General features: G+C 43.8%; 18 protein-coding genes. 5 read left to right on the top strand and 13 right to left on the bottom strand.

Annotated features, from left to right (window positions below; translation table 11 throughout):
• Positions 1 to 138 precede the first annotated feature (138 nt).
• The 7 genes from ABTV07_RS02690 to ABTV07_RS02660 form a co-directional block, all read right to left on the bottom strand.
• Positions 139 to 1,044: a phosphotransferase gene (locus ABTV07_RS02690; RefSeq protein WP_433747148.1), complete on the bottom strand. Its 906-nt coding sequence runs from the start codon at positions 1,042 to 1,044 to the stop codon at positions 139 to 141.
• Positions 1,045 to 1,165: 121 nt separating this feature from the next.
• Positions 1,166 to 1,798, bottom strand: coding sequence for a response regulator (locus ABTV07_RS02685; protein WP_433747145.1), 633 nt, complete (start codon positions 1,796 to 1,798; stop codon positions 1,166 to 1,168).
• Positions 1,791 to 2,837 carry a sensor histidine kinase gene (locus ABTV07_RS02680; RefSeq protein ID WP_433747142.1) on the bottom strand — a complete coding sequence of 349 codons (1,047 nt, stop codon included), beginning with the start codon at positions 2,835 to 2,837 and terminating at the stop codon, positions 1,791 to 1,793. Before ABTV07_RS02680 ends, ABTV07_RS02685 begins: the two co-directional genes overlap by 8 nt.
• Positions 2,834 to 3,571 (bottom strand): cell wall-active antibiotics response protein LiaF, encoded by a 738-nt coding sequence (gene liaF, locus ABTV07_RS02675; protein WP_433747140.1) that lies wholly within the window; start codon positions 3,569 to 3,571, stop codon positions 2,834 to 2,836. The genes ABTV07_RS02680 and liaF overlap by 4 nt, the downstream gene beginning before the upstream one ends.
• Positions 3,572 to 3,671: 100 nt before the next feature.
• Positions 3,672 to 4,319, bottom strand: coding sequence for a PspA/IM30 family protein (locus ABTV07_RS02670; RefSeq protein WP_433747138.1), 648 nt, complete (start codon positions 4,317 to 4,319; stop codon positions 3,672 to 3,674).
• Positions 4,320 to 4,368: 49 nt separating this feature from the next.
• Complete coding sequence (locus ABTV07_RS02665; RefSeq protein WP_433747136.1) at positions 4,369 to 4,710, bottom strand: flagellar basal body rod protein; 342 nt, start codon at positions 4,708 to 4,710, stop codon at positions 4,369 to 4,371.
• Positions 4,711 to 4,887: 177 nt separating this feature from the next.
• The gene (locus ABTV07_RS02660) at positions 4,888 to 6,225 is read right to left on the bottom strand and encodes a polysaccharide biosynthesis protein (protein ID WP_433747134.1); all 1,338 of its coding nucleotides are present in this window, start codon (positions 6,223 to 6,225) and stop codon (positions 4,888 to 4,890) included.
• 202 nt (positions 6,226 to 6,427) lie between these two features.
• Here ABTV07_RS02660 and ABTV07_RS02655 point away from each other — a divergent pair, with 202 nt between their 5' ends.
• The 3 genes from ABTV07_RS02655 (at position 6,428) to ABTV07_RS02645 (ending at position 8,933) form a co-directional block, all read left to right on the top strand.
• Positions 6,428 to 7,156: a TspO/MBR family protein gene (locus ABTV07_RS02655; protein WP_433747131.1), complete on the top strand. Its 729-nt coding sequence runs from the start codon at positions 6,428 to 6,430 to the stop codon at positions 7,154 to 7,156.
• Positions 7,157 to 7,274: 118 nt separating this feature from the next.
• On the top strand, positions 7,275 to 8,711 hold the full coding sequence (hpaB, locus tag ABTV07_RS02650) for a 4-hydroxyphenylacetate 3-monooxygenase, oxygenase component (RefSeq protein WP_433747130.1): 1,437 nt from the start codon (positions 7,275 to 7,277) through the stop codon (positions 8,709 to 8,711).
• Positions 8,712 to 8,765: 54 nt separating this feature from the next.
• Complete coding sequence (locus ABTV07_RS02645; protein ID WP_433747127.1) at positions 8,766 to 8,933, top strand: hypothetical protein; 168 nt, start codon at positions 8,766 to 8,768, stop codon at positions 8,931 to 8,933.
• A gap of 127 nt (positions 8,934 to 9,060) precedes the next feature.
• Here ABTV07_RS02645 and ABTV07_RS02640 read toward each other — a convergent pair whose 3' ends face one another.
• Entirely contained in the window at positions 9,061 to 12,291 is a 3,231-nt protein-coding gene (locus ABTV07_RS02640) for an efflux RND transporter permease subunit (RefSeq protein WP_433747124.1), read from the bottom strand.
• Positions 12,292 to 12,481: 190 nt separating this feature from the next.
• Here ABTV07_RS02640 and ABTV07_RS02635 point away from each other — a divergent pair, with 190 nt between their 5' ends.
• Positions 12,482 to 13,366, top strand: a complete 885-nt coding sequence (locus tag ABTV07_RS02635) for a TetR/AcrR family transcriptional regulator (RefSeq protein WP_433747122.1) — start codon at positions 12,482 to 12,484, stop codon at positions 13,364 to 13,366.
• A 51-nt stretch (positions 13,367 to 13,417) separates the two neighbouring features.
• Here the strand turns inward: ABTV07_RS02635 and ABTV07_RS02630 are convergent, their stop codons facing one another.
• From ABTV07_RS02630 to ABTV07_RS02610, 5 genes are all read right to left on the bottom strand, one after another.
• Positions 13,418 to 15,355: an LTA synthase family protein gene (locus tag ABTV07_RS02630; protein WP_433747119.1), complete on the bottom strand. Its 1,938-nt coding sequence runs from the start codon at positions 15,353 to 15,355 to the stop codon at positions 13,418 to 13,420.
• A 684-nt stretch (positions 15,356 to 16,039) separates the two neighbouring features.
• Entirely contained in the window at positions 16,040 to 17,602 is a 1,563-nt protein-coding gene (locus ABTV07_RS02625; protein ID WP_433747116.1) for a glycoside hydrolase family 10 protein, read from the bottom strand.
• 129 nt (positions 17,603 to 17,731) lie between these two features.
• Positions 17,732 to 18,712 carry a phosphotransferase enzyme family protein gene (locus tag ABTV07_RS02620; RefSeq protein WP_433747113.1) on the bottom strand — a complete coding sequence of 327 codons (981 nt, stop codon included), beginning with the start codon at positions 18,710 to 18,712 and terminating at the stop codon, positions 17,732 to 17,734.
• Between the two features lie 18 nt (positions 18,713 to 18,730).
• Positions 18,731 to 19,198, bottom strand: a complete 468-nt coding sequence (ybaK, locus tag ABTV07_RS02615; RefSeq protein WP_433747111.1) for a Cys-tRNA(Pro) deacylase — start codon at positions 19,196 to 19,198, stop codon at positions 18,731 to 18,733.
• 13 nt (positions 19,199 to 19,211) lie between these two features.
• Positions 19,212 to 20,174 carry a Gfo/Idh/MocA family protein gene (locus ABTV07_RS02610; protein WP_433747108.1) on the bottom strand — a complete coding sequence of 321 codons (963 nt, stop codon included), beginning with the start codon at positions 20,172 to 20,174 and terminating at the stop codon, positions 19,212 to 19,214.
• Between the two features lie 94 nt (positions 20,175 to 20,268).
• Here ABTV07_RS02610 and kynU point away from each other — a divergent pair, with 94 nt between their 5' ends.
• A complete protein-coding gene (gene kynU, locus ABTV07_RS02605) occupies positions 20,269 to 21,552 on the top strand; it encodes a kynureninase (protein WP_433747106.1) in 1,284 nt (427 codons plus the stop codon).
• Positions 21,553 to 21,558 lie beyond the last annotated feature (6 nt).

Below are 21,558 nucleotides of genomic sequence, written 5' to 3'. Positions count from 1 at the left end.
CTAGTAATATCAATTACTATCATACCGTATTCGCTATATGAGAGCAAACTCCCAGTAATATGGATAAAATAATTATACTATATAAATTCAGGAATGAAAAATCCATTCCTTTCCTTCATTGCTAGAAGGAAAGCAGCTTTAGTCCAGTGAGCGTTTCAAGCTCTGTATAGAGGCAGAAACAAGGAATGTATCCTTCTTATCTATCCCGTAGACGGCCAACACAGCCGCAGTGTAGACAGCTTTAAAACGTGCCAGTTGAAGAATATTCTCTTCCACTTCCCCGTATTCCTGAAAAAAGAAACCGCGGCTTTCCTTAGGCAAAAGACTGTATACAATGGATAGGTCAACTGCTGGATTTCCGATGTGGACGTCCCCCCAATCGATAATGCCACTGATAGTATGCTTCTCATCCACGAGAATATTCCGGATATGCAGATCTCCATGGCACAAAGTCTTAGGACTATCGTAGTCAATGTGCTGGAGAGAATCAGTAAATTTCCGCCACTTCTCTTCCCATTTTACGCAGCCTGAATCCATCAGCATTTCCATGTTTTCTATCATTTTATCTTTTCTTTTTTCGATATCCACTCTGTATAGGGTGTCATAAGGCACGCCCAGCTCTACAGCTTCCCCTATGGAGAATTGGTGAATTTTCGTAAGCATCCTGCCGAGGAGACGGGCAGAGTCCTCCCCATTTATTTTACTGAGATCAGTTGGTACGCTTCCCTTCACATATTTATAGCCTAAAAATGGCCATGGATAGTGGGAGCCAGGTTTACCGTAAAACAAAGGGGCCGGAATATTCAGTGGTGCAATGCTGTTCAGCCTTGGAAGGATTGCGGCTTCTGTCTCAATCAGCGGGACCGCAATCTCCCTCCTCGGAAAACGGAAAAGGTATTCCTCGTTCACCCGGTAAATTGTATTATCAAAGCCCTCACCTATCTTCTTTGTTTCCACCGGATCAATCTCCGGGAACTGTGATTCAATTAATTGTACAGCTAATTCACAGTCGACAATGAATTCAGCTTCCCATGGATTGGCCATTGTTCATGCTCCTTTCTATTTAAAATTTTTCCCCAAACAAAAGAAAAACCGGCATCATTTTCTATTGACCGGTTTCCGCTGGGCTGGATGCTTATGTATTTATGAAAAGTGGCTGGCAATCCTACTCCGCCAGCGAATGTTTAAAAGCGTAGATGACTGCCTGTGTACGATCCTGTACATTCAGCTTTGCCAGAATGTTGCTGACATGGGTCTTCGCGGTTTTTAACGCAATGAAAAGTTCGTCAGCAATCTCCTGATTCGTTTTTCCTTTTGCCATTAAAAGAAGGATTTCCATCTCGCGGTTGGTCAGTTCTTCATGCAATTCCTTCGCCCCGCGATTCCGCATTTTGGCCATCATCTTTCCGGTTACTTCAGGTTCGAGAATGGATTGGCCGTTGTATGTAGCCCTTACAGCTTCCGCAATCTCGCTGGCTTTGGAGGTCTTGAGCATATAGCTTGCAGCACCTGCTTCAAGAGCAGGATAGACTTTTTCATCATCAAGAAAGCTTGTGACAATGATGATTTTCGCTTCCGGCCACTGAGCCATTATGGCGCTAGTCGCTTCAATACCATCCATTTCAGGCATCACGAGATCCATCAGGATAATATCAGGTTTGAGATCTAAAGCAAGCTCGACTGCCCTTGCCCCATTTTCTGCCTCTCCGACAACCTCTATATCCGGCTGTGCCGACAGATAGGATGCTACACCGATCCGCACCATTTCATGGTCATCCGCAAAGAGAACTCTAATCATGTTTATCACCTTCTAACGTAATCTTCGGGACTCTCACTTCCAGGCGCGTCCCTTTATTTTGCAAACTGACGATCTTCAGTGTTCCGCCGATTTCCAATGCACGTTCATGCATGTTTTGAAGACCGTAGGACCCTGCTTTTTCTTTTTCCACATCAAAGCCTACTCCATTGTCAGAGATGCGAAGGATAATCAGCTGATCGCGTTCGATAAGCAGGACGTCCAGACTCGATGCTTTGGAATGGCGGAGCGTATTAGACACCGATTCCTGCAGGATCCTGAAGAGGTGGTCTTCAATCCCCTTATCCAATTCAAGCGGTTCGATTTTCCATTGAATATCCATCGGAACTTTTTGAACTAATTCTTCAAGCAGTTCCCTGATTCCTTCCTCCAGTGACTTTCCTTTTAATGCAGCCGGTCGGAGGTGCAGGAGAAGTGCCCTCATTTCCAGCTGCGACTGCTGGATCATCTGCTCTACCATCTTCAGCTGTTTCGTTTCAGGAGAATCTGCTGGACGGGGATATTCTGTGATGGCTGACATCATCATGGAGGCCGCAAACAATTGCTGGCTGACAGAGTCATGAAGTTCCCTTGCCAGGCGATTGCGTTCCTGGGAGACGATTTCCTGGATCCGCTTCTCCTGGTCCTCCGCCTTCTCGGTTGCAAGCTTTTGGGAAAGTTTTGTCTGCTCAATGATATGATTTTTTACTTTATCCACTTGCTGTTCAATGGAGGCAAGTTCTGTGATTTTGACAGGTTCTTTCTTTTTGGCGATGTGTCCGCTTAATACTTGGCTTAATTCTTCTCTAACAGATTTAAACTGTCTGCTCCACGAGATCCCCGTGAACAATCCGGCACTGATGCCGATTAATAAACTTAAAATTGGAACGACCATGACAAATGGCAAATCCATTATTTTTCTTGTCCAAATCATTGACCAATCATCTAATGGGAAAGCAAGAAAAAACACGATTGATAATGCGATAAAGAGGATGACAGAGATCATCAATCCGAATAAAATCTGACGTTGAATCACGCTCATGATCTCTTCACCTCTAAATTCCCGACAAGCATAGAGGTCAAAATCTTCACCCGCTGTCCTGCCATATCAAAGCCTTCAGATCGGTATTGGACGCAGTAATTAAAAACGGACGGCTCCTCGTTCTCGAAAATGGAAACAGATCCTGCAATGACGGAATGCTGGATGCTGACCTCCGTTTCGTATGGTACGAGCACTTTAACATTTCCTACGATGTTCTTAATCAATATGATTGATTCTCCAGTCGGCAGAACGGTGTTGTTCAGATCGATGATGGTATCTCCGATGCCTGTCTGTATGTTGATATCTTCCCATTCATAGGAATGATCCGGCGTCGACTGGGATCCGAACCACTGATTTCGGATGTACGGATTCTTAATGAAGCCTTTTTCTTGATGAATTGGCTTCTTCTCCAGGTTGATTTTCGGTGAGATAACCTCTGGCCTCTTTTTGGACATCCAAAATTGAATAAGGACATATCCGATGATAGCAATGATCAGCAGTCTGAAAGTGATCAGATTGAAAATGGTCACGATCAGAATGATGATTCCGATCCAAAAAAGAAAGTTCCCTTTTTTGCCGTCTTTCCGTTTTTTTCTTCCAAGGTAGATAAGGACACCTGATACAAACAAAGAAAAAATGGCGTCCCCATTATGAAAGGAAAGTTCAAACACGAGGAGCAATATTCCGATAAGGATGATCCAGCTAAGCTCATCCCCTTTAATCTTATCCATCATATGGGTACGCCTCCTTTGCTATGAAATATTTATGTTCTTACTATTATTATCAGCGAAAAGGCACAGTTGTCCTGCGCCTTTTTAGAATACCATGTTTTGCCTAAGAAATAGTATGAGTTTCTTCATTTTTTGCTTCTTTTTCTAATAGAGCGATTTTCGCATCGATCGTCTCACGGTAATAAGCACTGTTCACTTTTTGCTCCAGGCTGTCCAAGTAATTTTCCATTTCGTTGAAGTGAGCGTTTGAGCCCGCAGAGGCTGCTGATTGATCCAGCACTTTGTTCATTTGATGGTGGGCTCTCACGATGTTTTCGCGGCCCATCAACTCAAGGCGCTTCAAGTTCATGTCCTTCAATTTATGCTTCATGCTTTCATATTTTCGTTCAAGCTCATTCAGCTGGGCAGAGGATTTCTGCAAGGAAGCTGAGAGTGCATTTGCCCGTTCTTCATACTGCAGCTGCTCTTTTCGTGCAAAGTCATGAAGCTCCAGCTCTCCTGCCTTCTCAGCCACGTCTGCCTGATACTTTCTTTTCTCTGCCATTTCCACTGCAATATGATGCTCTTTTATAAATTCTTCTTTCAATAAATATTGGCGTTCAACGAGCTTTCTTGTCTTCTCGACTTCTGCTTCACATTGGCGAAGGTATTGGTTTAACACAGCAATCGGGTTTTTCTGCTCTTTTTGATCAAGCAGATCATGCAAATCTGCCTCAATTGAATTTTTGATTCTGGAAAATAAACTGCCCATGGATCAATCTCTCCTTTTTGTATGGTTTTGTTGTGCTGCTTTTTAGAAATTACTTCTTCAGTTGAGCCCATTCACGTTCAAAGTTCGCAAATGGATCATTTTTATCAGTTCTATCTTCTTTTTGTCCGTTCCAGTTTTTATAGACCAGGAATAAAACCCATGCAGCTGCAATCCCTAAAATGGCCGGTACATTGGAAGCTGATGCTAAAAGGGCGATGACCCCGATGCTCGCCCAGAGGATTTTTTTAAACGTCGAATCCGCTCTCATGAACCTCTTGAATGCGTAGTACAGGATCACCAGGCTCACTGCCAGCCCGACTAGCGGTCCGACATGTGTCAATAGAATAATCCCCGCGATGCCTCCGACTAATAGAAGACCAAATTTTTTCATGTTCCCTTCCTCCTTTCTTATATCTCTATCCTACCTGGATTCCTTGTTTGCCATAACGAGCCTCCGCTTTATTTTCAACTAAGGCTTGAGGCTTAGACGGGGATGGGTCCACAAAGTAAATCGGGGCGTGACAGTCACCAATGGTGACAGGCACGCCCCGACATTTGTCGAATGATCTTACCTTCTGGAATAGTCATTGAACAGCCGGCCGAAGAACATCGGCATTTCGATTTTTTTGCAGATGGTTGCGTAATGCAGCAGGCACAGGAGAAGCGCCCCTGAATTCATCGCCAGGATGATCCCGTTCATTTGAAAGGACGGCATCGCCCCCAATATATAAATCATTGTAAATGTGACGACCGTCGCAATGACCGAATGAAAAAAGGCATCCTTCACCAACCCAAGCCCGATCAGGAAGGCCTGCATCGGGGTGATGAAATAATGGAATAAGAAAAATGGCCAGAGCAGCTGCAGATAATATACAGCATCGGAAGAATGGAAAAACAGCTGCGTCAGCCGCTCTCCTTCAAAGGAAAACAAGAGGATGGCCGGGACGCCGTACAAAAAAGTAAAGATCAGCACCTTTTGCAGCAAGCTTTGTAGTGCCTCCCTGTTCCTTTTCGAATAGTGCTCGGATACGGTTGGAATCAGGATGATAAGGAGTGAATGGGCAATGAACGCTGGAAAAAAGCCGATGGTGAACGCCACCCCTGTCAGGATTCCAAATTGTTCCGTCGACATCGTTTCGGTCAATCCCGCATGCATCAGGGCGGTTTTGATCAAGAAAGGCTGGACTGCCGCTGTCAGCGCATGAAAAATCCGAAGTGCCGTCGTTGGCACTGACACTGCAAGCAGATCCTTCCTCACTACCTTCCCTTCAGTATGGTAATGGACTTTTCGTTTTTTTATATCTTGGTATTGAATGAAATAGGCAATCATCAAATAGATAAGGATGACGAGCTCAGACCCGATCAATGTGCAGATCGCTACCAGCAGCGCTTTTTCCATCGTGAAATCAAACCATTTATACAAAAAGACTAAGAACACAAGCTGGAGGAACTTCCGCAAAAAGTTCGCCGCAGCAATCTTCCCCATCTGCTGGATGCCCATGAAGTAGCCTCTTGCAACGGAAGAAATCGATATGACTGGGATCAATGCCAGCAGCAGCCACCTTAGAATCGGATGGTAGTGGTTGAAGACAGGAATGGCCGGAAATACCGCAAGCGCAGCAAGGCTGAATGCAATGGTGGAATACAGCGCAAATTTAAAAGCATGTCCGAGCATGCTTTTATGGTACTTCTCTTCTTTTTCGGCAATCATCTTGGAAATGGAGATGGGCAGTTCAAGGGACGCAATGACGACCACCAAAAAAATAAAAGGCATTATGGACATGTATAAACCCATCCCATGTGCCCCGATTTCCTTTGCCAGCACCATATTAATGAAGAACTCAAGACATTCGCCTGCAAATGCCACAGCGATCAATAGGATGGAACCCTTTAAGAATGTATTCATCTTTTCTCTCCTCGTCTTCACGGTCATACCTTAAAGATATGAGACAAGTCCTAAAAATATTTTCCAAAAAAATAGAACGGCAAATCTGGAGCATATCCAACCGTTTTGCAGCCTGGGAAATAGGATATGTAAGTAGAATAGAATGGAATGGCAGTGGTCTTGCATAAAATAGAGACAATAAAGAAAAAAGGAGGGATTTTACGTGGTCCGATTTCTGTTGAATCTCGCTGCATTCGTGTTAATGGTGGCTGTCAATGCCCTCGCAAATATCATTCCTTTCAATGGACAGACAACAGGCGAGATATCGAACCGCCTCAATGTCCTGTTCACTCCGGCTGGCTATGTTTTTTCAATATGGGGGCTGATTTATCTTCTGGTTGGTATTTGGATCCTAAGGGAGCTACCTAAAAAGAGGAGGGACCTTCCGCTCTATACCACAACAAGCGGACTTTTCATTTTGAGCTGCCTTCTAAACACGGCTTGGATTTTTCTCTGGCATTATGAATATTTCTTCTTTACCGTCATCATAATGGTGCTGCTTCTCTTGACGCTCATCAAGCTGTATACCCGAATCCAGTCAGTTGGCCATTCCTTTTGGGATATCCTTCCCTTTTCCGTTTATCTCGGATGGATAAGTGTCGCGACCATTGCGAACATCAGCTATGTCCTCACGTTTTATGGGTGGAATGGATTCGGAATCTCAGATGTCACCTGGACTGTCATCCTGCTATTGGCAGGGACATTCCTGGCCCTTTTAATCAGATGGAAAAATCACGATTGGGTCTATCCGCTTGTATTCATTTGGGCTTTTGTCGGAATCGGCGTCAAAAATCAAGCAAGCACCCCGACCGTTGCCTATATCGCCTATGGACTGGCAGCAGTCATACTGATCGGCATCTTCCTCCTTCGCAATCCAAAAAGGGAAGCATAAAAAATAGTGATGACAACGGGGATTCTGCTTGCCCCGTTTTTTTGTTGATGATTTGTTTGGAAAAAACCGCTTCCCCTCCGCATAAAATAGCGTTAGCACCTTTATGGGAGGTATCGATATGGGAATTGTGACAGGAGCTGAATTCATCAGACGCATCGATCAGCTGAATAACGAAATATGGATCAACGGAGAAAAGGTTCAGGGGAAGATTTCCGAACATCGGGCTTTTAAAGGGATTTTAAAAAGCAAAGCTTCTCTTTACGATATGCAGCATCTTCCAGAACACCGGGAATTGCTTACTTTTAAGACAACCCAAGGGTCTACCGCTAATTTTTCATTTAAATGCCCCGTCTCAAAACAGGATTTGATTGAGAGGCGCAAGGCAACAGAATTATGGGCATCGTCAAATGCAGGGTTGATGGGCAGGTCTCCTGACTACATTAATTCAGCTATTATGACCCTCGGGGCTGCCTCCGGATTGTTGGCGACGAACAACACTGACTTCGGCAAAAACATTAAAAATCTTTTAGAAAACGCCATCGAAAACGACTTATCCATTACACACACTTTCATCAATCCGCAGACGAATCGTTCCGTGTCCTACTTTGAAGGCGAGGATGATGTCATCGCCGCACGTGTGGTGGACGAAACACCAGAGGGCATCGTCATCAAAGGGGCGCGCCTTCTTGCCACACAGGGAGGCATCACGGATGAACTGCTTGTTCTTCCTGCCGGTGGAAATTTCATAGATGAATCCTACATATATGGATTTATCATCCCATCCAATACGCCCGGCTTAAAATTTTTGTGCCGCGAGTCTTTTGTCTATTCGAATTCATCTTTCGATCACCCTCTCTCCACACGGTTTGAGGAGATAGATTCCGTCGTTGTTTTCGATAATGTGCTTGTCCCATGGGATAAAGTCTTTTTATACAAGGATTTGAATGTTGCTTTTGCCATGAGTCAGGAAGTGGATATGTTCACCCTCCTTTCATACCAGGCTGTCACCCGCCAGGTGGTGAAAACAGAGTTTCTGCTAGGGCTTGCAGAGCAGATGATTCAGACGATCAACATCGGCGAGCACCAGCATGTAAAAGAAAAGTGCAGCGAAATCATCGTAAATTTAGAAATTATGAAAGCACTGCTTCTTGCTTCGGAGACGAATTGTTCGTTCAATGAATGGGGAATGATGACGCCTGAGGCCAATGCCCTCAATGCCGCAATCATTTACTACCCAAAAATTTATCCGCGGATGGTGGAAATCCTCCATTTGCTTGGAGCGAGCGGACTGATATCCATCCCTGGAGAAAAGGATTTCAATTCGGAGATCATCCGGCCAGAGCTTGATAAATATTTGCAGGGCGCTGCATCTACGGCGGAGGAGCGGGTGAAGGTATACCGCCTGGCCTGGGATCTGACGATGAGTGCATTCGGCTCCAGGCAGACGTTATATGAAAGGTTCTTCTTCGGGGATCCGATAAAATTATCGACCTCCCTCTATAATGGCTATGATAAAAACCGTTACGTGGAAATGGTAAAGGAATTTTTGAAGTGAGCGCATAAACACCTCCTAAAGGGTCCATGTTACTAATTAAGGAGGTGTTTCTTCATGAATAATGAAAACAGTCCAAAATACACTTCTGCAGGTACGAATATTGATGAAGTCAAAAGACAGAATGCCAATTCCGGCCTGACCTACAACCAAGTGAAAAAACTGATTGCAGACACCGTGAGCGGCCACGAAGTCCAGAACTTCAATGCCCAGCGGACGGAATAGATTCGACAAAAGCCGTGACCTCATCCCGATCGATCATTCGACAAAATCCGGGCGGTGCCTGTCACCTGAAGTACTATTAATAAAAAAGAGCAATGCCCAAGCTGCGGGCATTGCTCTTTGTTTTCTATTACAGGTCGAATTCTCGAGCTGAACGTTTCTTTTTCTTTCTGAACTTACTGATGGTTTCATATACGATCGGTACAATGAGAAGTGTGAGAAGGGTTGAACTTGTCAATCCTCCGATTACTGTCACACCGAGGCCTTTCGAGATGAAGCCGCTGCCTTCCAATCCGAGTGCCAATGGAAGCAATGCACCGATTGTGGCAATCGCCGTCATCAAAATTGGACGCAGGCGCGTCATTCCAGCCTCCAAGAGTGCCTCTCTCGTTGATAAGCCTTCCTGCTCTTTATGAATGACCCTGTCAATCAAGACAATCGCATTCGTTACTACGATTCCAATCAGCATCAATGCACCGATCATCGCGGAAATGCTCAACGTTTCTCCTGAGATCAATAATCCAAGGACGCCGCCGATTACCGTAAACGGAAGGGAGAATAGAATGGCAAACGGCGCCAATCCCCCACCGAATGTGATGACGAGGATCAGGTACACGATCGCAATCGCTGCGAGCATGGCAAGACCAAGCTGTGTAAAGGATTCTTTAATATCTTCTGTCACCCCGCCCATGGAAATCTCCATGTTGGATGGGACGTCGATTTTATCAATTTCCTTTTGCAGGCTGGCTGAAGCTTTCGACACATCCTTCGTCGTCGGCTCTCCGCTCACTTCAACAAATATCCGGCCGTCCCTGCGTGAAATAGTGTTGGAAGTCTTTCCTTCCTTGACCTCTGCAATATCTTTTACAGGGATTTGCATTCCAAGAGGCGACTGGATTTTCTTACTTGTCAGGTCATCAATATTTTTGTAATTGCTCTTTTCAACTCCAAGATAGACATTGACCTCTTCCCCATCTTTGATGACAGTGGTCAAGACCGGACGCTGGCGCTGCGGGCTCAATGCCATTCCTACCTGGGCCGGAGTCAGGCCATACTGGCTCAGCTTTTCCTGGTTAACAGAAAGCGTATATTCATCATACGTTTCAGACATGCTTGAGTCGACGTTCTTAAAGTCTTTCAAACCTTTCATGGCTTTCTCGACTTTGTTCACGACAGGTTCGATTTCCTTCATATTCTCGCCGTATACATATAGGGAGATCTTATTGGAAGTGCCCCCGCCTCCAAAGCTTTGGGATTCCCAGGTCCCAATGTCCGTCGTTTTCTGCAGGTCTTTGATTACCTTTTCTTTCTCTTTTTCAAAGTCCGGCGTGTCCTCTTTGTATGACACGTAGAATAATGCATTATTCGAGCTGCCCGGGTTCATCGGGTTCTCTCCCCCGACCGAATACTGGATCGTTGTTGCATACTTTTGCTTCTCAAAGTAGCTCTGGGCTTTTTCCGCCGCTTTTTCTACTTCTTCAAGCGTCTGCCCTGGATCAGGCTTGAATGTCGCCATGACCATCTTATCTTCTTCTGAAGACAAGAAGCTGACGCCGACGACCGGCAGAAGCGCTAAACTTCCCACGAGCATCAAAACAGCAATGATGGAAGTAATGATTTTATGGTTGAGTGCCCACGTCAATGCCCGTTTGTATCCCCTTGTCAATTTGCTTGGCTTATCTTCCCTGTGAGGCTTTTTCTTCACGCCTTTTTTAAACAGCGCATGTGCCATCATCGGAACAATCGTAACGGCTACCAGAAGGGATGCCAATAGGGAAAAGACAATTGTCAATGCAAACGGCAGGAACAGTTCCCCTATCATGCCTTTTACCAAGCCGAGCGGCAGGAATACCGCAATCGTAACGATGGTAGAAGAAGCAATCGGCTTAAACATTTCCTTCGTTGCTTCTCTGATAAGGACTCCGCCTTTTAACGCTTCATCCTTCAAAGACATCCGCCTGTAAATATTCTCGATGACAACGATCGAGTCATCAATGACCCGTCCGATAGCTACGGTCATTGCACCAAGCGTCATGATATTCAACGTGATATCCATCTGTTTCAACAGAAGGACTGCGATCAATAATGACAGCGGGATGGAAATAATTGAGATAATCGTCGTTTTGAAATCTCTTAAGAACAGCATGATGATAATGACAGCAAACAAGGCTCCGAAAATCGCTTTGTTCAGCATCGTGCTAACTGATTTTTCAATCGGCTTACCTTGATCGAACGTCGTTATAATATCAAGTCCGTCATGTGTTTTTTCAAGTTCTTTAACTTGCTTCTTTACTTCGTTTGCAACATCCACCGTATTGGCATCAGAAGCCTTCACAATTTGAATCCCGATAGACTCTTTTCCGTTAGTCCGTGAAATGGATTCTGCTTTCCCGGTGAATTTAATATCTGCAATATCTTTTAATGGTACAGTCGGCAATTTAATCCCAGCTGCCGATCCTTGAGCAGCATTTGGCATGCCTGCTTTTTGGCCAGCTGCCCCTTGAGGCTGCTGTGCAGATCCGTTCTGACCGCCGGCAGCACCTGCAGCACTTCCACCGGCACCTTTCATTGCGGAACCTGCGGAAGCTTGTCCACCTTGCCCTGCGGAACCGGCTGAAGGAATGACAGGGATTTTAATATTTTTCAAATCATCCAGAGAGGTCACTTTCCCATCGACCACAACGGATTTTTCTGTATCTGCAAATGTGAAAAGTCCAAGCGGGAAGGAAACGTTTGATCCCTTAATGAAATTTTTGACGGTTTCCTCATCCATCCCTAATGCTTTCAACTTATCCTTTTTAAAGACGATCTCTGCTTCTTCCAGCTGCTGGCCGGAGATCTGAACGGAGGAAACACCATCGATGCCTTCAAGCACAGGCAGGATGTCCCTCTCAGTTTCTTTTGTCAATTTGGCCAGTGATTGGTTTTCGTTCGATGCACTTAAGGCCATGATCGGAAATGCATTGAAGCTTAATCTGGAGACATCGGGATCCTGAACCCCATCTGGAAGACTGATGTCTCCAAGGGCTTCTTTCACTTCATTTTCAGCATCATCCATATTTTTTTCAAAATTATATTCAATCTGAACGGCAGATGCATTTTGGTAGGAAGTTGAGCTGACCATCTTCACTCCGTTTAAGCCCTTGATCCTCTGTTCAAGAGGCTTAGAAATTTTATCTGCCACTTCAGATGGTGTAGCACCCGGATACACCGTTGTCACTGTAATAATCGGCGTTGTGATATTCGGAATTGTTTCGAGCTTCATATTAAAGCCAGAATAAAGACCGGCAGCCGCAATGATCATTGTTATAAGCCATATGGCAAATTTATTCTTTAGCGAAAAATTGATAATGCTGTTCATCTCGCCCCTCCACTTTCTTTTATGTATTTAAGGATTGACCAATCAGTCATAACAACTCATAATATAACTGACCAGTCGGTTATGAGTCAACTTTAAATGTTACATTTTAACAAAATGGACACTTTGAAATATAGTGACCAATCGGTCATAATATAAGCAACTCTATCTCTTATTGCAGGGAGCGTTCATGATGAAGGAAAAAGAGAAATTAATTATAGAAACCGGGATCAAGCTGTTTGCCACAAAAGGCTTTACTGCTACGTCCATACAAGAAATCGCTACAGAATGCGGCATTTCCAAAGGCGCCTTCTATTTATATTTCAAATCAAAAGAAGCTTTGCTTTTAGCCATTTTCGAATATTACTATTCCCGCATCCAAGAGCGCGTGAAAGAAATTGATAATCAGCCGCTCGAACCGCGCGAACGCTTCGTTAAACAAATTCACTGCCACTACGATGAAATCAGCAGGCATAAAGAATTCATCATCATGCAGGTTAGGGAGCATGCAATCCCTTTTAATGAAGCGATTGAATCTTTCATCCGCAATATGCGTGTGAGTTCCAATCTTTACTACCAAAGGATTCTGATGGAGATCTACGGCGATGCGATAACGCCATACATATGGGACTTGACTGTCATGCTGCAGGGAATCTTCCATTCTTTCCTTGAGCTGATCATTTTCGAAGTAACAGAACTTGATCTTGACCACCTTTCGCATTACCTCCTTAATAGGGCAGATGATCTGGTCAAAGGACTGACAGGCAGTGCTCCTGAAAAAGAAAATCCGATCTTGTCTACAGATGCCATGAACAAGCTGCTGGCTGAAAAAGTTCTTCACCCGAAAAAAACCAAACGAGATTTGCTAAGTGCCATTGATGAATCAAAAGAGAGATTATATGAACACCCTAAAAAAGAAGATATCTTTATTACCCTTGAAGTTCTCGAGGAAGAAATCAAGCGGGAAGAGTCGAGAGCTCCAGTTATCCAGGGAATGCTGGCTAATTTCAGCTCTATCCCTGAGCTCGATGAATTGAAAAGCCTGATCGAAGGATTCTTTTTTGCGGAAGAAATTTAAAAATCATAAAAAAAAAGCAGAAGGCTGAATGCCTTCTGCTTTTTCATTTAGTTATTGCTGATTTTTTGGTTCACGGTTTGTGTAATCATATTTGCTTCGGTCAACCGGCGTGAAGCCAGGTGGTGTATAGAAACGAAGCAAGTCGCCGTAGACGATGCTGTCGGAAAGCTCAAGTTCTTTCTTCGCAACGTCGTCAAGCTGTTTACACTGTTGTGCGTCTACTTTCTCGCCGTCTGGATTGCTGTAGCAAGTTCCATTGATCTGGTAAGCCTTAGAAGATACAAAGTCGCCGTTGCGGAACGGAACAAGATCACGGTGCTGGTCAGATAATAAGTCTGAACCAAACGTCATGAAGTCTTTAGTATCAACACCAAGCAAGTGCATCAATGTTGGACGGACGTCAACTTCTCCACCATACTTGTGGATCTGGCCGCCTTTCACGCCAGGAACGTGGATGAACAATGGTACACGTTGAAGCTGAGCATTTTCAAATGGAGTAATATCCTTGCCCATTACTTTTGACATTGCAGCGTTATGGTTTTCAGAGATGCCGTAATGGTCACCATACATAACGATTACAGTGTTGTCATATAATCCAGATTCTTTTAGATCAGCAAAGAACTGCTGTAATGCTTCATCCATATAATGAGCCGTTTGGAAGTAGTGGTTCACTACACCATCGCCGAAGTCCCCTGCAGGGAATTCTGTATCTCCCTCATCCAATGGGAATGGGAAGTGGTTGGACAGTGAAATGAATTTTGTATAGAACGGCTGCTTCAATTCTTTAAGCATTGGCATGGACTCTTTGAAGAATGGCTTATCCTTCAATCCATAGTTCAGTGTATCTTGATCATTCATATCGTAGTAAGTTGCATCAAAGAATTTGTCATATCCCATTGACTTGTACATTTCATCGCGGTTCCAGAATGTTTTATAGTTGCCGTGGAACACTGCTGACGTGTAGCCATGATCTTTCAGGATGGCTGGCGCAGACTGGTAAGTGTTCTGGGCTTTATTCGTAAATACAGAACCTTGAGGAAGCGGGAACAATGAGTTTTCCATCATGAATTCGGCATCGGAAGTTTTACCTTGGCCTGTTTGATGGAAGAAATTATCGAAATAGAATGTTTGGTTATCATGAGCCAAGGAATTTAAGAATGGCGTTACTTCCTGGCCGTTGATTTTATAGTCGATTACGAAGTTCTGGAAAGATTCCAATGAAACGTAAATGACGTTCATGCCTTTTGCCTTTCCGAAGTATTTCGGGTTGGCTGGCGTGTGGTTCGCTTTGATATAGTTTTCTGCTTCCACGACGTCATTGCTGTCTGCAAGGGCGCGCTGGGCAGAAGATCTTGCATTTTGAACTAAATCGTAAACCGTATAGTTATACGCACCTAGATATTTCACTAAGTAGTTGCGGTCAAATGTCCTTGTTAGAAGTTCAGGACGATCGGCTTCAGCCAATCCAAGATTCACTGAGAAAATCAATAATGCAGAAGCGAATACCAGGATGCGGGAACGCACTGCCAATTTCGCTTTCGGCTTAACGACCTTGAATAATACTAGAAGCAGAAGGATGATTGTATCCGTAAAATAAAGGACATCCCATGGCTTCATAAGGGCCATTGCACTGTCGCCTACACCGGCGTTATTCTTTGCCTGAGTCAAAACAGGAAGTGTAATGAAGTCATTAAAGAACCTGTAGTAAGTGATATTGGCGAACAATAAGAACGATAATAGGAAGTTTATCACGATAATGGCGGCATTTTGGAGCTTCCCTTTAAAGAATAATGCAAAGCCTAGAAAGAATACGGCAGAGCTTAATGGGTTAAAGAAAAGCAGGAATTTTTGAATTCCATTTTCGATTCCTAAGTTAAATTCGATGCGATAGGCTGCATAAGTCTTGATCCAGAACATTACTACAGCTAAAAAGAAAAATGAGAGTCTATGGTTCATCAGCTCTCGTGATTTGTCTCTTAGAGTATTCATTTCAATTTTCACCTCTTCAAACATGAAAAAGATTTTTTGTACCTTAAATCATACGTAAATATTTTATAAATTCTTGGCTGGGAAAATGTTAATTTTCTTTTAGAAACTATGACAAAAAAAGTAATTTACTGCCTTAAAAATCTTCTTTCACAAAAACAATCGAATCTTCATTATATCTGTTTTCCAGCTTTTATGCAATTTATATGATTACATATCGCCGCACCTATTATCTACCCAGTGGGCCGAATATTAAACATTTGTAAATGAAAATTTTTGTTTTTGTAAATCACATACACAATATGATAATACTTTTTTCCAAACAATCAACTGTAAATTTAACCATTTTAACAAATTTACGTAAAATGCCCGCCATCAAAAACATCACATAGAATCCTTAAGATATTCTTAATGTTTTATTAAAATTTGCTTTGCCGATTTACGACTATATAGACGAGGCTTCATGCTCCTTGGTTTCATTTATTTTCGTTTTTTCATGCCCTGAATTTGAAAACAGAACTTTCGAACCATCCGAAACCCACCTAAACCGGCCGATTCATGACCAACCTCCTAAATATGAACATTTTGTGGCAGCAGGATTAATGTCAGGCATAACACCCGAGGCGGTATCCCTTTTCGACAAAAACCGGGTCGTGACAGGCACGACCCGTTTTTTGTCGAAACAAATTATTTTTTTACGGTAATGGATCGATTCACTCCACTTTCATTATGGAGCCTGTCCACTGCTGTGATGACATATGTGTATGTCTTGCCTTTTTCCGCCGTTGCATCCGTATAGGTTTGAGATTCCCCTGTTTTCCTTACCGTATCGAGAAGGTTTGCTGCATCCTCGATATCTCCCCTATGATTTCCATCAAAGCGGTAGACCGCGTAATAAGCTGTATCTTTATTATTATGGTGATCTTCAATCGATAGCTCTACGCCTTCATCCGTTCTTTCTGCACCACGAAGCTTTGGTTTTTGAGGCGCTTTATCATCCAGCCATGGCATCGCAGGAATCAACGCCGGGTGCCTGTAAACATCATTTGTCAGCCTGTCCTTGATCCCCAGAGGATTTCGGTTTAAATCCTTCAGACTGAAATGCATGCTTCCTTTGACTGTATCATATTGATGGTTCAAATTAATCTGTCTGACATACTCTTCCGGATCATGCCATTCAGGGACAAAGTTGTTGTCGATTTTATAGGCAGCCTGCCCGATATATAAATGAACCGGCTTCCCGATTGTTTCCTTCACCCACCAGTCGACGAGTGTATCGTAGGCAGCTGGCTGGAATCCGATATTCCAATAAATCTGTGGAGTGATGTAGTCCAAGTACCCGTTCTGGATCCATGTGCGCGTATCTGCATATAGATCATCATAGTTTGTCTGTCCAGCTGTTGTTTCAGACCCTGTTGGATCATTGGCAATGTTGCGCCAGACACCGAATGGACTGATGCCGAATTTCACATAGGACTTTTCAGATTTGACCGCCGTGTTGATATCCTTTACAAGGGTATTGACGTTATCCCTTCTCCAGTCCTCAATGTTGGAGAACTTCGTTTGTCCGTATTTTTCATATGTCGCCTGGTCAGGGAACACCTGCCCGGCAATCTTATATGGATAGAAGTAGTCATCCATATGGACAGCATCGATGTCATAATTTTTCACGACTTCCATTATGCCGTCTTCGATGAACTTCCTTGCTTCAGGAATACCAGGATTATAGTAGAGCTGCTTTCCATAGGCTAATACCCAGTCCGGGTGCTGCCTCGCAGGATGGTCAGCAGAAAGGGTATTGATATCAGTGCTGTTCATCGTGATTCTGTATGGATTGAACCAAGCATGGAATTCGAGGTTTCTCTTATGGGCTTCTTCTACCATGAAGGCAAGTGGATCATAGCCAGGGTCTTTCCCTTGAACCCCTGTTAAATACTCAGACCACGGACCGTACTTGGAAGGGTAGAATGCATCTGCCGTTGGTTTGACCTGAACGACGACAGCGTTCATCCCCATTCCTTTTACGTCATCAAGGAGTTTGATGAACTCTTCCTTTTGCTTATCAGCCGACAGTCCTTTTTTGGATGGCCAGTCGATATTGGCGACAGTTGCAATCCAAACAGCCCGCAGCTCCCTCTTTTGGTAATCTGTCTTTTCTTCAGCTTGTCCCACTTTTGGCGACTGAAGAGTGATCGATAGGACCATCACTGCCATAATCGCCATAAACACGAGTTTTTTAAGCGCTTTCATTTATCCATCCCCCTTTGAAATAAGTTCCAATTCAACTATATCATTGGGGAAAATGAACAAATATGGTCCTATTGTTATAATTTTCTGAAATAAAGACCTATTTTATTTCAGCCATTTCTGAAATTTTTTTCAGTATTCTTTAAAAGATTCAATCCCTGCATACGGGACTTCTTTAAGTATCGACTCCCGCAAGTTTATTAACGCCGCCTTCTGCCACTCTTCCATGTGCACAGGATTCCATCTGGAAGAGAATAAAGAGTATAGATACAGCTCACGGATCTTTAAAAATATCGGAATCTGCTTCAAAATTTCATCCGAAAGCTCAAACTCCTTTCGATACCCTTCAAAAAACGGCCGCAGAAAAATTTCAGCAAAATTTCGATCACCCGGATTAAACGAAGTCCCTTGCCAATAGGCATGGTAGAAAGAAACAGCAAGGTCATTCGCAAACCAGTTATAAGCGCAGTCATCAAAATCAAAAAGGATCATTTCACCATTCTTCACATGGAAATTCCCTTGATGGAAATCATTATGCATCAGGCCAAATACTTCATTTCCACGCGAAAATGTATGCAGACTTGTTAAGTGCTTTGTATACTTCGCCTGCATATCCGTTGGGAGGGAATCCATTATCCCATATGGATCGAACGATTTTTCAGCCCAGGTTGGACGAGTTTCTTCTATATTATATGTATTCGACAATTTATGCATTTTTCCGATTGTTTTGCCCCAGTCAAAGAAGAAAGCCTGATTCCATTGGCTTGGTTCGCTAACATTTATAAAAGCACCTTCAGCTTTATGGAAGGCACAGGCAAAATACTCCGTTCCCTCTACCCCCACTTTCTCTACCCATTCCTGATTGATCGATGGGATCGGGGGCGAGGCTTTAACACCATTTTCTTTTAAAAAACGAACCCACCTCAGCTCTGATTCGATTTGCTCCTTTGTCTTTCTATCAGCCGCAATCAACCGCAGAATAAAGGGTTTTCCATCAGATTCATATTCGTAGATCTTATTTTGAAATCCGTTTTTAAGTTCTTTTACAAAAGAAAAGGAAGCATGGAACATCCCGCATACTTCCTTTGGAAACATCGATTCCCTCTGGTTCATGCTTTTCCTCCGCAGGCATTATTTTGACAGATCTGCAAACGATGCATTCACCGCATCGATGAGGTCCCCTGGCTTCACTTCAATCTGCAGCCCTATTTTGCCTGCGCTGACGACGATTTTTTCTAAATGGGCAGCTGTTTCATCTATAAATGTAGGGAAAAGCTTCTTCATGCCAACCGGAGAACAGCCTCCCCGAATATAGCCGGTTGTTTTTTGAATGTCCTTGCTTGGAAGCATTTCAACCTTTTTCTCTCCTGCTGCCGCCGCAGCTTTCTTTAAATCCAGCTCCTCTTCCACGGGGACGATGAATACATAATTCTGCTTGCTGTTCCCTGTGGTGACCAATGTTTTAAAAACGGTCTTAGGGTCACGGCCAATCTTTCCAGCAACAGAAACCCCATCGATTTTGCCGTCATCATGGCTATAGGAGAGGATTTCATAGGCAATTTTTTTTGAATCAAGCATTCTCACTGCATTCGTTTTCATCCAATCACCTCATTCAATTATGGACCTTCGTCACTTTTCCTAAAAGCTGCTCCAATATTCCCTGGACACGGAGGCCTTCCTCAAAAGTAACGATTTTACTATCCTGCCCTTTTATCGCTTTAACCGTTTCGGAAATGAGATCAACAGAAGGTGCATCTGGCGATAGTGTTATTTCCTCTGATGAAGAAACAGCAGTCCCTTGTTCAAGGGTGCCCCAATTAATAAAGGAAAGTGTCCCTTCCTCTCCATACAATTTGAACAGAACGTGATCCTCCTGTCCGATGCCGCTCAATCCATCGACCAATACAGGTGTGCCATCAGCCAGTTCCATACTTGCGATCACACCAGTTTCACATAATGCTTCATCTTCTGGGTATTGAACATTAGCTTCGACATTCTTCAATTCACCTAATACATCATGTATCAATTGTATGTAGTGAGGAGATATCTCCCTGATGAATCCTCCCTGCTCCCTGCCTCCGATCCAGGCATTTTCTTGCCATGGACGCGGCCATTTGGCATGGTGGATTTTCAGTTCAACTCTTTTTAATGCGCCGATTTCTCCATTAGCAGTTTTTTCCTTCATTGTATAGACCGCCTTGCTGTACATCAGCGGGAAATTAATTGCATTCACGACACCGGCTTTCTTTGCTGCCGCTGCCATCTCTTCCGCTTCTTCCAAAGAGTTGGCCAATGGCTTCTCACAAATCACATGGATCCCTTTTTCCATCGCATACAGAGCGATATCATGATGAAATTTCGGCGGTACTCCAATATAGACCAAATCGAACGGTTCATTCAGCATTTCTTTATAATCGGTATAAAAGGACACTTCAGGCAGCCTTCCACTGAACGCAGCCACTTTCTCTTCATTTTGTTCACAGATGGCAGCCAATTGAATTTCTTCGTGGCTGCGGAACTTGTCCAATAATCTTTCTCCTATGGCTCCAAGCCCGATCATCGCTGTTTTAATCATTTGATCTCCCCCTCGCAAAGAATCGTTGTACTATTCAAATAATATAGTTTATTGTTTAAGTAAAGCAACTAAAAGAAAAGGGGTTTTAGTAAAAATGGAAGCAGAAAATCTTTTTTCCTATGAATACGCACAGGAATTAGACGCGTTGGATCCACTGAAGAAATACAAAGAAGAGTTTTATACGAAAGAAGATACCTATTATATGGACGGCAATTCCCTTGGCCTAATGTCAAAAAGAGCAGAGAAGACGCTCCTATCCTCCCTCAATGATTGGAAGGAGCATGGAATCGACGGATGGATGTCCGGCAGCCAGCCATGGTTTTATCTTTCAGAGACACTGGGCGAAAAAACAGCCCCTCTTATCGGAGCAAAAAAAGAAGAAGTCATCGTGACCGGTTCCATCACCGTCAACATCCACCAGATGATCGCCACTTTTTTCAAACCTGAAGGAAACCGCACGAAGATCCTGGCTGATGAACTGACATTTCCCTCCGACATCTATGCGTTGAAGAGCCAGCTTGAGCTCCGCGGTCTTTCTCCTGATGAACACCTTGTCCAAGTGAAAAGCGCAGATGGAATGACCCTCAGTGAAGAAAAAATCGTGGAAGCCATGACCGACGAAATCGCACTTGTCCTCCTCCCTTCTGTCATGTATCGCAGCGGCCAGCTTTTGGACATCCCATATCTGACGGAAGAAGCACATAAAAGGGGAATTATCATCGGCTTTGACCTTGCCCATTCCATCGGGGCCCTGCCGCATTCACTCCATGAAGCAGGCGTCGATTTTGCGATGTGGTGCAACTATAAATATTTGAACAGCGGACCGGGAAGCGTCGGTGGATTATTCGTGCATGAAAAACATCTCGGAAAGGCTCCGGGGCTCGCCGGCTGGTTCAGTTCCCAAAAAGATAAACAGTTCGATATGGACCATACCCTTTCCCATGCAGAAACCGCTGGTGCTTTTCAGATCGGCACACCGCATATATTAAGCTGTGCCCCGCTTTTAGGATCGCTTGAACTATTTGAAGAAGCGGGAATCGATTCTTTGAGGCAAAAATCACTGAAACTCACCAGCTATATGATGGACTTGATTAAGTATGAACTCTCAGACGATGGCTTTACCATTTCAAACCCGACAGACGATTCCAAACGCGGCGGACATGTCTGCCTTCAGCATCATGAAGCAGCAAGGATCTGCAAAGCCTTGAAACAGAAGAATGTCATTCCGGACTTCAGGGCGCCGAACATCATCCGCCTGGCACCGATAGCATTCTACACGTCCTATGAGGATGTCTGGAAAACCGTTCAGATCCTGAAAGAAATCATGAAAGAACAAACATATCTGCAATTTGAAAACAAACGCGAAGTCGTTGCTTAACGAAAG

The organism is Falsibacillus pallidus (assembly GCF_050990905.1).
GTDB lineage: Bacteria > Bacillota > Bacilli > Bacillales > DSM-25281 > Falsibacillus > Falsibacillus pallidus_A.
Note: the sequence above shows the minus strand (reverse complement) of the source record. Positions and strands in the feature narration are given on the sequence as shown.